The organism is Algoriphagus sp. Y33 (genome assembly GCF_014838715.1).
Taxonomy (GTDB): Bacteria; Bacteroidota; Bacteroidia; order Cytophagales; family Cyclobacteriaceae; genus Algoriphagus.
This window is the reverse complement of sequence record NZ_CP061947.1, coordinates 506583-519510: the sequence shown is the minus strand read 5'-3', so window position 1 is coordinate 519510 and position 12928 is coordinate 506583. Positions and strand designations below refer to the sequence as shown.

Annotated in this window: 16 protein-coding genes; 6 read left to right on the top strand and 10 right to left on the bottom strand. The window is 37.8% G+C overall.

All coding sequences use genetic code 11. The features are described from left to right. Nucleotides 1–371 precede the first annotated feature (371 nt). The 3 genes from ID165_RS27005 to ID165_RS02070 are packed head-to-tail and all read right to left on the bottom strand — an operon-like array spanning nt 372 to nt 1929. Nucleotides 372–620 carry a DUF998 domain-containing protein gene (locus tag ID165_RS27005; protein WP_192348750.1) on the bottom strand — a complete coding sequence of 83 codons (249 nt, stop codon included), beginning with the start codon at nt 618–620 and terminating at the stop codon, nt 372–374. Between the two features lie 8 nt (nt 621–628). Then, complete coding sequence (locus tag ID165_RS02075; RefSeq protein ID WP_192348749.1) at nt 629–1606, bottom strand: SRPBCC domain-containing protein; 978 nt, start codon at nt 1604–1606, stop codon at nt 629–631. After that, complete coding sequence (locus ID165_RS02070; RefSeq protein WP_192351231.1) at nt 1603–1929, bottom strand: helix-turn-helix transcriptional regulator; 327 nt, start codon at nt 1927–1929, stop codon at nt 1603–1605. The genes ID165_RS02075 and ID165_RS02070 overlap by 4 nt, the downstream gene beginning before the upstream one ends. 982 nt (nt 1930–2911) lie before the next feature. Between ID165_RS02070 and erm the strand changes: the two genes are divergently transcribed. Continuing rightward, nucleotides 2912–3712, top strand: coding sequence for a 23S ribosomal RNA methyltransferase Erm (gene erm, locus ID165_RS02065; protein ID WP_192348748.1), 801 nt, complete (start codon nt 2912–2914; stop codon nt 3710–3712). A gap of 122 nt (nt 3713–3834) precedes the next feature. Here the strand turns inward: erm and ID165_RS02060 are convergent, their stop codons facing one another. From ID165_RS02060 to ID165_RS02040, 5 genes are all read right to left on the bottom strand, one after another. Beyond that, nucleotides 3835–4224 (bottom strand): VOC family protein, encoded by a 390-nt coding sequence (locus tag ID165_RS02060; RefSeq protein WP_192348747.1) that lies wholly within the window; start codon nt 4222–4224, stop codon nt 3835–3837. Between the two features lie 10 nt (nt 4225–4234). After that, entirely contained in the window at nt 4235–4855 is a 621-nt protein-coding gene (locus tag ID165_RS02055; protein WP_192348746.1) for a dihydrofolate reductase family protein, read from the bottom strand. A 38-nt stretch (nt 4856–4893) separates the two neighbouring features. Further along, on the bottom strand, nt 4894–5223 hold the full coding sequence (locus ID165_RS02050; RefSeq protein ID WP_255505236.1) for a DoxX family protein: 330 nt from the start codon (nt 5221–5223) through the stop codon (nt 4894–4896). A 505-nt stretch (nt 5224–5728) separates the two neighbouring features. Then, nucleotides 5729–6583: a helix-turn-helix transcriptional regulator gene (locus ID165_RS02045; protein ID WP_192348744.1), complete on the bottom strand. Its 855-nt coding sequence runs from the start codon at nt 6581–6583 to the stop codon at nt 5729–5731. A gap of 119 nt (nt 6584–6702) precedes the next feature. Then, entirely contained in the window at nt 6703–7620 is a 918-nt protein-coding gene (locus ID165_RS02040; protein WP_225586948.1) for a PHB depolymerase family esterase, read from the bottom strand. Nucleotides 7621–7922: 302 nt separating this feature from the next. On the opposite strand from ID165_RS02040, the gene ID165_RS02035 reads away from it, so the two are divergent. Then, the gene (locus ID165_RS02035; protein ID WP_192348742.1) at nt 7923–8312 is read left to right on the top strand and encodes a hypothetical protein; all 390 of its coding nucleotides are present in this window, start codon (nt 7923–7925) and stop codon (nt 8310–8312) included. Between the two features lie 10 nt (nt 8313–8322). On the opposite strand, the gene ID165_RS02030 is transcribed toward ID165_RS02035, so the two are convergent. Next, the gene (locus ID165_RS02030) at nt 8323–9087 is read right to left on the bottom strand and encodes a LytTR family DNA-binding domain-containing protein (protein WP_192348741.1); all 765 of its coding nucleotides are present in this window, start codon (nt 9085–9087) and stop codon (nt 8323–8325) included. Then, on the bottom strand, nt 9084–10016 hold the full coding sequence (locus tag ID165_RS02025) for a sensor histidine kinase (RefSeq protein ID WP_192348740.1): 933 nt from the start codon (nt 10014–10016) through the stop codon (nt 9084–9086). Before ID165_RS02025 ends, ID165_RS02030 begins: the two co-directional genes overlap by 4 nt. A gap of 446 nt (nt 10017–10462) precedes the next feature. Here ID165_RS02025 and ID165_RS02020 point away from each other — a divergent pair, with 446 nt between their 5' ends. The 4 genes from ID165_RS02020 (at nt 10463) to ID165_RS02005 (ending at nt 12910) form a co-directional block, all read left to right on the top strand. Continuing rightward, on the top strand, nt 10463–10795 hold the full coding sequence (locus tag ID165_RS02020; RefSeq protein WP_192351806.1) for a hypothetical protein: 333 nt from the start codon (nt 10463–10465) through the stop codon (nt 10793–10795). Beyond that, entirely contained in the window at nt 10690–10980 is a 291-nt protein-coding gene (locus tag ID165_RS02015; RefSeq protein WP_192348739.1) for an MBL fold metallo-hydrolase, read from the top strand. Before ID165_RS02020 ends, ID165_RS02015 begins: the two co-directional genes overlap by 106 nt. A 207-nt stretch (nt 10981–11187) precedes the next feature. Continuing rightward, entirely contained in the window at nt 11188–11970 is a 783-nt protein-coding gene (locus ID165_RS02010; RefSeq protein WP_192348738.1) for a hypothetical protein, read from the top strand. A gap of 550 nt (nt 11971–12520) precedes the next feature. Further along, the gene (locus ID165_RS02005) at nt 12521–12910 is read left to right on the top strand and encodes a VOC family protein (RefSeq protein ID WP_192348737.1); all 390 of its coding nucleotides are present in this window, start codon (nt 12521–12523) and stop codon (nt 12908–12910) included. Nucleotides 12911–12928: the final 18 nt, after the last annotated feature.

Here is a 12928-nt window from a genome sequence, read left to right as displayed (position 1 = left end):
AGAATATTCGCCATAATTATTAGCCAAATTAGATAGCATATGACAAGTATTCTATTAAAATATCCATTTATGCCAATAACTCCTTTTGGTAACTCGCTTGGTGGCTCAATACCTGATCCCATTGGCAAGCCAGTTTTTTTGTATCCTGTCATTAAGAGTATCATACTTGCAGCCATTAGCAATACACTAACCCAAAGGCTATGGGTCGACCATTCTAAAGGTATTTTATGAATTTGCCATTTTTCAAACGAAAGTAGATGATAGCAAATAAGCAATGCACCAATGGGAAGCGTGGGAATGCCAAGTATAAATGCCCGTCCGTGGTGTTTATGTTTTATGTCGAACAAGCCGCCCATAAACACTCCTATGCCTCAAATAAAAACCAATACAACACCAATTTTTGCCCAAATACTACTTACTTCTGTCCAAAGAGGAATAGTGAGTAGCATGAATGCCAGGCCCCAGCAAATAAAAAATAAGATGATGAGCCATTTGTGATTTCCTAAAGCGTATTCGCTTATCATTCGCCAGCTGGGTTTAAAATTTGGACTAACGAAATGCAATACAATTAAACTAAGTAAGGATAATGAGCTTAATCCAATGACGATGTAAGGTAGCATTTCCAAATTTATTTGCTGTGATAGTTAATCATCCAATTGATTCCAAATTTGTCCGAAAATTCTCCGAAATAAGCACCGAAAAACATATCTGCCAATGGCATTGTAACATTTCCGCCAGCAGATAGCTCCGTGAACAGCCGTTCTGCTTCTTCTCTAGATTCGGGTTCGAGGCAAATGTGCATAGTATTGCCTTTTGTAAGTGTAAAGCCCATTTCTTTTGGGGCATCTGTCCCCATTAAAATATGCCCGCCAAGAATGGGAAGTTCTACGTGCAATACCATTTTCTTGACTGCTTCCGGCATTGGCGGATGCTCGACACTTGGCGGAATTTCTTCAAATCGCTCGATGCCTTTTCCTATAAATTCTGTTTTAAAAGCAGATTTGTAAAACAAAAATGCTTCTTCGGTTTTTCCGTCAAAATTTAAGTAAGTACAAACCCTTGCATTGTTATTGGTTTTGTTTTCCTGGCGAAGTTTGAATTTTGCTTCTATGTATTGGTCTAGATTTTCCATAGCCATTGTAAAGCCTTCTTTAAAACCCATTTCAATAATCTTTTCTAAGTCAGCAAGACTATCATATTGGGCTGTAATGGTTACAAGGGTTTTTTCTCCGTTTTCATTAAACAGATTTGTCCATTGAGTTCTTGGCATTTCTTGGTTTACAATTCCGTTTTCATCACAAAATGCATCTAAGCCCGAAAACATAGACTGATGCACAATTTTGATGTAATCATTTTTACACCAATGGCATTCTTTCTGGTTTTTACTTTCGGTATTAAACATTTCGTAAAGCCACATTCCCCCTTCTCTAAAATCCATTGACTTGGTTCTCGTTTTGTAGGGTTTGGGAGCCCACCATTGATCAAGAATTTCAGGATTTGTCCAAGCTTCCCAAACTAGTTCAAGATTTGCGGCAAACTCACGCTTTACATTTACTGTATTGTTTTCTTTGTTGACTATAAAGTCAAATTTTAAATTTGGATTCATTTTCCTTTTGATTTTAATTGTTCTAAAACGGTGTCCAATTGGTTAAAACGTTTGGCGAGCAATTGCCTAAATTGTTCTAACCATATTTCTATATCTTTCATTTTGTCGGCATTTAGGTGATAGTGAATTTCTCTACCTTGTTGCTCCTGCTTTAGTACTTCGCATTCTGTCAGAATTTGTAAATGCTTTGAAACGGCTTGTCTACTTGAATTAAAATGCTCAGCAAGTGCATTTGGTGTCATTGCGCCTACAGTTAAAAGCATGATGATAGCTCTTCTTGTAGGGTCAGCAATTGCTTGAAAAACGTCCCGTCTTGTTTCCATCATTTAATTATTTGCTACTAAGTGATTGCAAATATCCATGCAATTATTTAGTTGCGCAAATTTTTCTTTTTTTTGTTTCCGAATTTTTCTGAGATGAGATTTATGTTTTGTTGCAGTGTCTATCCACAATAACCACTAAATCAAATATTTACCAAAGGAACGACTTATACAATTACAATGTGTTGAGCTTATAACCCTTTAACGCCTCCTACCCTACCGAAACCAACATAATTTTATTCATCCTCAAAATAATCTATTCAATAGAATAAAAGACTTCTCAACCCCCATCACTTCTTCATCTCAGCTTTTTAGTCCAGCACGTTAGTCTTGCCCCAAACTCTTCCACTCCATATTGTCTATGCTGCAATTTCCAGCATTGAATTTTACTTCCTTGTAGCCTGCCAAACCATTACTCTTGTTATTGACTACGATTATGTATTATAATAATCAATCATCCCTTTTGAAGGGTGTAGTAACTATTCCTGAAAATCGTCACTGAAAGATATATTCTCATCTGTTACAACGCATCAATAATCCTTGATTGTGTTCTAATCACACAACGGTCAAGTATAAGCGTATTACGCTTAATCAATGTTGGCGAGTCATTGTTTTTTTCGCTCGTAATAATCTACTTTTCAATTCCATACAAATTTCCAAAAAAATACACCCCTATCGTTTTCCTTCCAATTTAATCGCTTCTTTTTCGTTAATTTATCAAGTAAAGTGATTAAATTTGCAGTCGTATAATTTAAAATAATATCGCTATGTTTTGTCTTTGTAGACTATGGACTTCTATCTAAGTGATAGGCAGTCCTGAATAAATCCCGATCAATCTTTTAGGTCAAGACAAACAGTCTATGCTTTGCTTGTGCTGTCATTTTTTTTTGATGGCATTGCTTTGTCGTAGTTACTATGTCGGGTAATACTGTCTATTCACTTCTCTACGATTTGAATTCAAGTATTCACCTGTAAGAAGTAATTAATGACAAAAAAGAAATTGCCCGTTCGTTTCACGGGTCAGCACTTTACAATTGATAAAGTGCTCATAGAAGATGCAATAAAACAAGCAAATATAAATAGTCAGGACACGGTTTTAGATATTGGAGCAGGCAAGGGGTTTCTTACTGTTCATTTATTAAAAATCACCAACAATGTTGTAGCTATTGAAAACGACACAGCTTTAGTTGAACATTTACGGAAATTATTTTCTAATGCCCGTAATGTTAAAGTTGTCGGTTGTGATTTCAGAAATTTTGAGGTTCCCAAAACTCCCTTTAAAGTGGTGTCCAATATTCCTTATGGCATTACTTCCGATATTTTCAAAATTCTGATGTTTAAGAGTCTTGAAAATTTCCAGGGAGGTTCTATAGTCCTTCAATTAGAGCCTGCACAAAAGTTATTTTCGAACAAGCTTTACAATCCCTATACCGTTTTCTATCATACATTCTTTGATTTAAAACTACTTTATGAGGTAAGTCCTGAAAGCTTTCTGCCCCCACCAACTGTCAAGTCAGCTCTGTTAAGCATTAAAAGAAAACAGTCGACTTCTGATTTGGTGCTTAAAGTCAAATATTTAGCCTTTGTCTCCTATCTGTTACAGCAGCCTGACTTATCTGTCAAAACTGCTTTAAAATCAATTTTCAGAAAAAGTCAGGTCAGGTCAATTTCGGAAAAGTTCGGAATAAACCTTAATGCTCAAACTGCTTGTTTGTCTGCAAGTCAATGGAAAAACTGTTTTTTAGAAATGTTGGAGATTATCCCCGAAAAGTTCCACCCTTCATAGCGAAAGCTTTTTTTCGAGAAGGGATTTTATGGTTTAGTGGCTTCCTTACAGTGGCCACCAAGCGTGTGTTGGCGGTTCTTTGTTTGCTATTTGTCACTCTTTGAAAGTACTTCCAATCCGTGTCAGGAGGGGTCAATCACATAAAAGCCTTTATTCCCGTCTTGTTCATAGATTTCAAATGGCCTTTGCATTCTTGGGTCTGCCCAAAAGTCCATTTTCTCTTTCTTCATTTTTTCAACTATTTTTTCGAAATGGTCGCTTGTTACTTTAAAAGCGTAATAACCAATTGGATGTTCCTTGAATTCAGTTATAAGTATTGTAACATCATTTCCAAATTCAATACAACGGAAAAAATAAGGTACAGGGCCGTCAGCAGGAATTGCTCTTGGTAGGTCTAAAAGAGTTGTAATAAAATCAGCCGTTTTGATTTTGTCTTTAGCCAAAATGATTAAATGACATAACTCTATTGCTCCATTTTTTTGGTTCTCTAAATTTTGTTTTATTTCTGTCATACGGTTGATTTCATTTCTTCGCCAATTTGTACCTTAAATGTGTTGTCAATTCTGACGGTATCACTTCTACGATTTGGATGTCATACTTGTCTTTGTCAATGCCGTCAAAGAGCCGAATACCATCACCTAAAAAAACAGGAGCAATGTGAATGAAAAATTCGTCCACAAGTCCGGCATTTAAAAATTGTTGAATAGTGTTTGCTCCACCCTGTATTCTAATATCCTTTCCTTTTGCCGATTGTCTTGCTTTTTCTAAGGCACTTTCTATTCCGTCATTAATGTAGTAAAATATTGTCTTCCCTTTCTGAACCCAAGGTTCGCGCTTTTCGTGTGTCAATACATAAACGTCTGCTTTATACAAGTCTTCTGGCCAACTTGCTTCCCCTTCTTCAAACATTCGTTTTCCCATAATAAATGCTCCTGTTCTTGCATTTACATCTCTAATAAGTTGACCTTCAAAATTATCTTCTTTGCCACCTTCCATTCCTAAATATTCCCAAAACGCCTTTTGATTAAGTGTCCACATATGGATTTTTCCTGAAACTCCACCCATTGGATTACTTGGCCCTCTGTTGTCTCCTGCGAAAAAACCGTCAAGTGATATTCCGCTGTCAAAGATTACTTTGCTCATAATTTATTTGTTTTTAGTCAGTTTAATTTAGTTTCACTTTATTTAATTGTCTTAGACCTAACCCAAAAAATGTAAGAAACCGTGAGAAATAAAACACCAATAGAAGGAATAATAATATCTGAACCAAAACCATCTGTTTGGATTATTGAATAGATTGCCCCTATTAGATTTATACTCAAACCTGCATAAGCCCATTCTTTTAGTCTGTCAAATTTTGGTATCACGATTGTGATTGCACCTAAAGTTTTTGCAACACCTAGAAATGGCAATAGATATAAAGGGTAGCCTAAATGTTTTGCAACTTCCTTTGCTTCGTCAATCATTAAAATATCAGGAATAGCCCCTAATACCATGAATAAGGAAAATATATTTGCTGTTGTCCAATATATAATTTTAACTTTTTTTCATTGCATGGAAAGATTATTTTGCTAAAATTTCAAGATAGTACTCAAGTCTATTTAAAGTCTACTTACCACCCTCAATGGTATTTACTTTTCTATTTAATTATTCGATAATTTCTTTTGACTTGAATACTGATTACATTGTCAATAATGTTTTACCGCCAACTTCTTCAAAGAAAACGAAAACAGTGAAATCTCTGTCTTGACCATAATAAAAATATGACATCAACTTTACCTTAAATTGTATATAAGCGTCAAATAATTTTTAAAATGAAAGTAATGCCCAAAGTTATACCCTTCAGTTGGAAAGTTTTACAGGGGACTGAAACCTTGAAATGGTTTACTTTCGGTTTCCCTATAAGCTTTTTATCAGCACATGAAATCGAGCATGATCCCGTACGTAAGGGAACACACACTGGAATGGTTGTAATATAAGCGAGATTCCATATGGCCTTTAAAAATCAAATTATAATCAGATGAAATTGTCTGTGATTTTAAAATCAGCAAGGTTAACCATAGAAACCGGGAGCCCCAGTTCATTTAAATACTTCGATCTAAAACCGATTAGTTTTTTAGGATTCAAACCCGAAAAGTATCGAACTTCTTTAATGAAATGAGATTGATCTGTATAATACAAAGAGTATGCGATATCTGAGAATTTATTGAATTCACCTGATTTAATTAATTCCATTGCTTTTTTAAACCTCATTACCCGTAAATAATAGCCAGGACTTACCCCGATTGTCTGATTAAATTTTCTTTCCAGTTGTCGGGTTGAGATTCCCAACAAATCCTTCAATTCTGACACGGAAAATAATTCGGGTTGATTTTGTATTTGTTTTAATACTCTGGTAAAAGATTGATCTTCACTGGAATTACCGGGGATTTTTGAAATTAGGAACGTTTCAAGCAAGGCCAATCGATCCAACGCAGGTAATTGTTTATTCAAATTGAATTTATACGATTCACTACAAAATTCTTTGAATGCTATGATTCTATTGGTTGCCTTAAATGCCGGAAATCGGAAAAGCTTGTGAATCCCTTGTGGCTGAAAAACTACACCCGCTATTGAAATATGTGTTTGGACAAAATATCTTCCTGGACCAGTTTGTTGCCCATACAGAAAACAGCCTGGCAATGCTTTGCCTTTTCCATTGTATAGCCCCTCACCTTTTAACTGAGCACACTGTAACATGATACCTGAGGAATTATCGGCAGTGGTTATTAATTCCAAAACAGCAGAATTCATCCGTTTTGTTTCCAGCGTCCAACAGTATTGAATGAATGGACGAAGGCAAATTTGAGGCGTAACAATCTGGTAGTTCATGGAAGTGCGGGGTTGATTGGAAAGCTGTTGGATAAAATTTCTTTTAATTGTTACGGGAGGGGAATACCCGAATTTCCGGAATAAGGACAGAAAGCGGGTGAGGCAGGACGGAGGCAGGATTAATGCCTCCGAAAAAAGTCCCAGATTAATTCCGTAGCATCTACCGCTGAAGAAGGAGAGTCCGCTCCGGGTCTGGCTATATTACCACCTGGCCAGGAATGCCCCCCATCTTCAGTTACAAAAAGTTCAATGGTGTAATTTGTCCCATTTTCCCATAACTTATAGGTGTAATCCTGAAATCGGCTCTCTAGGGGAACAATCGGAAGCTCATTAATAGAACTCCACACGGCAAGTGCTGAATCAACTGAAGCAAAATGATATCCTGCCAGTCCAATTCCACCATTAAAAGGAATAATCTTATCCAATACCGAATGAATATGCAGTATTGGAAGAGCTTTATCTGAAGTACAATTCCTTGCCATCATGGTCCCGCTGACCGGGGCAACAGCAGTGATCTTTTCAGGTATTTCGCAGGCCAAACGGTAGGCAAGCATTGCACCGTTTGACATTCCTGTAACAAATATTTTCTTAGGATCACCCTGATACTGCCCAACCATGACATCAATCACTGTGGAAACAAAACCGACATCATCTGTCTGACTTTCCATCGCATAGTCACAGCATTTCCCGGCATTCCAGGTTCGGATACCCAATGGTCCTGATCTCGGTACTCCTTCCGGGTAGACAATGACGTATTCTGACTCAGTTGCTTTGGGCGTGAGTCCGTAATCCCGCTCTGCTTGCCCGGCATTTCCTCCAGTGCCATGTAAGGCAACCACAACAGGAAATTTCCGGGTTCCCTCCTGCTGATAATAATTTGGCGGAAGATTAACGAGGTAGGTTCTCTTTATTCCGTCTATGATCATTTCCTGATAAAACCGGAATTCCTTGGGAGGCTCTTCCTGCACACAGGAAATCAAGGTGATCAGGATTATTCCGAATGTTTTGATAATTGGCCAATTCATGGATACTTTCATCTTTAAATAATTTGGTTTTGGGAACATATTGCCGGATCCCGAGGCTGGAATAAGCCCATCGTCGGATAAGGCATTCTGGTCGAAACAAGATTTTTTGTTAGGCAAAATTCCGGGTTTGAGCCACTGCTGTTATAAAAAAATACCTGAAGCTGGAAAAAAGACAACTGAGCCTGCTCCCTGACCATGAAAAGGTTCAACCGGAGTTAAGTCAGTTTGAGCTGCAATTTCTACTGATTGGAATAATATGATTGGCTTGGATTCAACCGGGGTTTGCAATTTTGAGCACATCAAAAAACCAACTCATGAAAACACTGGTGAACAAAAGCCTTTTTACTGTTCTAATTCTGACTTTTACTGGATTTGGTACAGGAGCCCAGGCCCAGTCAAATTGGTCTGAAGAAGACAAACAGGCTTTGAAAGAACGGTTTGAAAAATACAGTAAGCAATTGAATTTAACCGAGGACCAAAAAACAAAAACCAATGGCATTTTGGAGAAATATTGGAAAGGTATCCGTACGCTATCCAACTCCAAGGCAGGTAAACTTCAAAAATTCAAAGAATGGAAATCCTTGAAGGGAGAACGGGATAACGCGATGAAAGTGGTTCTGGATGCCCGTCAATATGCCCTTTTTGAGCAATTTCAGAAAGAAATCCGGGAAGAGATGAAGAAAAAACGTGGAGGAGGGAATTGAGGAACTGCAATTATCGGTTTTCAAACCATTGCCTGAACTCGGATACTCTGGCTTTGCTGATTAAAATCAATTCCTCAGATTCGGGCTCCACTTGAAGGGAAAGCCGTCCGTTGAAGTAGTATTCCGCACTCCTGATGGCTATCCGATTTACCAGAAACTGTCGGTTAGCCCTAAAAAACAAGCCGGAATCCAATTCATCCTGTAATAAATCCAAGCGAAGATCTAGGGGATAAGTTTGGTTTTTATGGGTACGGGCATGAACTACTGTCGTTTCTATATAAAAGAATGCCACATCATAGGAAGGAAGAGGTATTAGCTTATCCCTGAAATGCACCAAAAATGTACGGGGATTTGAACTTCTGGATTTCCGAAGGAGATCCAGAATCAAAGATTCATCCAACGCAGGTTTTCGAAGTTGCTCGAATTTTCGAATGCTAAAGGCCAAATGTTTTTCATTAATGGGTTTCAACAGGTAATCAATGCTGTTCACCTTGAAAGCATCAATGGCATACTGGTCGAAGGCAGTGGTGAAAACTACCGGAAAATCCACCACCACCTTGGTGAATACCTCAAAGGAAAGACCGTCTTCCAACTGGATATCAAAAAAACCAAGATCCGGGTAACTTCCTTTAACACGAAGCCATTCTACGGCCTCTTCCACACTTGGAAGTATGGCCAAGAGTTGAAAATCGGGTACCAGATTGGAAAGCATAGCTTTTAAGTTTGCTGCGGCCCCCGGTTCGTCTTCGACCAAAAGAATTTTCAACGGCTTCATAGTAACAAAATGGTAACCTGAAATGAATTTTGAACATATGCTACCCGTACGGAATCATGACCTAACAGCTCGTATCTTTTTTTAAGGTTTGTCAACCCTATACCATATCTCAATCCCATAGAATCCTTTTTCTGTAAATTATTTGAGACTATAATTTCATTATTTTGCTGAAAGATCCTGATTTGCAAAGGTTTTTTTAAAGAAACTAAATTATGTTTAACCGCATTTTCCACAAGCAGTTGAAGTCCAAACTGGGGTAGCTTTTTTGAAAATTCAGATTCCTTAATTTCCAGTTCCACAGAAAGTCCTTCTCCAAACCGGATTTGCATCAAATAAAGGTAGGCCTGCAGAAATTTCAGTTCCTCCCTGAGTTCTACAAGTATAGAATCCCTGTTTTCGAGGGTGTATCTAAAACAGTCTGATAAGTGACCGACAAATCGGATTGCCTCTCCGGAATCATTTCTGATAAGCCCTGAAAGTGAATTTAGTGTATTAAAAAGGAAATGGGGGTCCATCTGGCTTTTGAGTGCCGCAAGTTCTGTCTGGTTTTTTTCTAGTGCCATTGCATCCAGTTTCCGTTGGTCTAGTTTAGCCCGTTCCGATGCCTCATAAGCATATACCACCAACAGACAAATGATCAAGATACCCGAATGCCGAAAAAGGAAAACCAAAAAGAATGCTCTGGAATATTCCAGGTCAAATAGGATTCGAAGAATGCCCGAAAGTAGAATGGAAAGTAAGATGATCAACAGAAAATTCAATAATCCCAATGTAGCCTTCCCGAAGCTTCCGGACGGAATAAGGCGTTTTTTCCAGAAAAAATTAAACTGAAATAACACGAGTGAGCCGACAAAGGTCGAAAAAAACAAATACCCCATTCTTGGACTTACCTGGGTCCGCGAAAAAGTCCGATTAAGTATTTCCGCCATTTCAAAAAGTGATATCCATGGCAGTAAAAAAAATACTGACAGAGCTAAGGAAATACTAAGGGAAATTTTCGTTTTGGGATCCATCTTTGAAACATCAAAGAAATTAATTTTCAAGCAATTCAAACTAAAATTCAGACCCCAAATCTCCAGCTTCGCCGGAAAAAAAAGAAGGTTCAGGAATCAGATCAACGAATTAAATAAACAGGTATTATTAAGTATTCTCCGAAAGCCATAGTAAACTTCGGGTACCTGAAACGGTCTGCTTATAAGTATCTATTCAAATCTACCCAACTAAACCTGTAATTTTAATTTCCGAGTCAATGTCGCGTTTTTACAATTTACATATGAGGAAATACAGGAGTTTTACTTTATGGTAACCTGTATCGTTGGAAAACCCGAACTGGATATTCCCCAATTAGTTGAAAATAGTAACCCAATATACTTACATGGAGCCATTTCACCTGAACTGCGTAGAAATACTGACAGCAATCAGTCCGGCTGTGGGCCATTGTTTACTATTAAAAGAAAGAGAAATGTTAGCCATGATGGATTTAGGTATTGGACGTTATGAGGTAAATTCTCCCTACGACATATTGGACTGGGAATTAGTTGCTTCCACGGGATTGGACCTTAAAGTTGACATCACCGCTGTTGGACAATTAAATGGCTGGGATTGGATCCAGAGCAAGTCAAACATTGCATTTGTACACATTTGGATCCCGATCACATCGGTGGTATTGGTGATTTTAACAACTCTTGGAGATTCATGTTTCAAGTGAAGAATATGAGGCTTATTCATGTACCAAGGACCAAAGATGCCTTTGCCATCAAGCGCAAAAGGAGTTGGCTGCTTCACGCAGGTGATGCTTATTATCTTCGGTGGGAACTTAGCAATCCCCATCACCCGGTTATTAAAATGGCTGCTTCTATTGCAAACAACAACCTACAACGGGAGAAACCCTAGACAGGGTAAGAACCCTCATGAGGAACTATGGAAATAAAATTCAAATGATCAATTACCATGATCCAATAGCATGGGAACCCTTTAGTTTATCCTGATCAACCAATGCACCCACAGCTAGTATTAAAAGGTACAATGAGAAAAATTTGCCAACTATCCCTGTCAATTTTTCGCTTCATTGTGATTTAAGCGGCTAACATTCCCTCAATTATGAAAAAAAAACAAATACTTCCACTTTTATTGGTAATCGCCATCAGTTTGCTGGGGGCCTGCGAAAACCCGGATCGGGATGAAACCGGATGTTTGCCACTAATTTTTAACAATACATATAGCTATCCGATAACTCCAGGATCTGCGGCTTGGGCTGAACTGAAAAGTAGGGATGAGATGATGGCTGTACAACAAATTCCGGAAAACAAACTGAATGGGATGGATACCGGATCCCTACTGGAAAGCCTGTTGAGGCTTCCGTCACTGTTGGATTTTGCACTCTCTGATGAATTCCAAGATGGATTCGACAATCTATATGAAGCGATTAACAGTTTTGATGAGTTGTATTCCAGAGAGGATCTAAATTCGGTGTTTTTGCACCGTCTGGATCTGATCAGACCCGAATGCCAAAACATATATCCGCCGATGACAGCAGAGGGAACCTTTCAAAATACTGATATTTCACTGCAGGCGCTTGACATGTTTTTAATTCAGGGCATTTACTTGGTAACCCTAAACGAAAGCCAACAAATCAACTTATTGAAAAAAGTCTATCATTCCATTCATGCACGGAGAGCGCAAGGTTTTAATGATTTCAGCTTGTTACCTGCACATGCTTTACTTGGAAAACTGATGATCCTCCTGGAGTATGAGCCCTTTCTGACCAGCCTCCAGGAGTATCCATTTTTGGTTTTTTTCTGTGACAGGGTTCCTGTTTACCGACCTAATGACCTTAATCCTATTAAAATAATATATGAAAATGCAGAAAGATTGATGGATTGAAAAAACGGAAAGTAAACCCAAATTAAAGTCTGATTAGTCTATGCCCCTACCCGAAACCCTGCCTCTCGAAAGGTGGATCGGAGGCATACTTTTAGAGGATCATAAACGTAGAAAGAAATTTCATGGGCACTATATACAGCTGCTAAAGACTCAGGGTTATGTCAATCAAACATAGAGTTTTATTATCAATATTGTTGGTAATGGTTTACGCCCTCTGGACTTTGCCAAAGTCAGATTATGGAAAGCTTATCTCTCAAAAGCAGATACATGGGCTGAAATATGAATAAGAGGTACGGCAATCAGAAAGAAACTATCCTTTAGTTCACTTATTGCATATAGATATAATAAGAACTCTTGGATTCAATCTGGCAGTACCCAATAAATTACTGATTTTATGATTTCAATTGTAAAATATAGTAACAAAAAAGAAGCGCAAGCTATTAAAAACAAGAACATTAGGAGCATTAACTACATGACCATTAGCAGGGATTGTAGAGCGATATAACCTTCACACGAACAAAATAGAAAGTAATTTTAAATCAACAAAAGTATGAAAGATAATAATATTACAACTGTGAAACCTTTTCTAACAGTTTACAATGGAAAAAAAGCTGTGGACTTTTATATATCCGCTTTTGGAGCTATTGAAACTAAAAGGTTTGAAATGCCTGACCAAAAAATATCATCGGTTATTGAAATTGAAAAGGCGGAGTTTTATGTGGGTAACGAAGAATCTCTTAATGGAAATTTAAGGCCAGACCTAAAATTAAGTAGCTCAATCAGAGTAATTTTACAAACAAGAAATGCTGATAAATTATTTGAAAAGGCAATAAAATTAGGTGCGACAGAAATTTGTCCAATGACTACCGAAGAAGATTGGAGAATCGGCAAACTAAAAGACCCATTTGGACACATTTGGGAAATTGGTCACACCTTATAAGGCTCTATGGATAAAGTT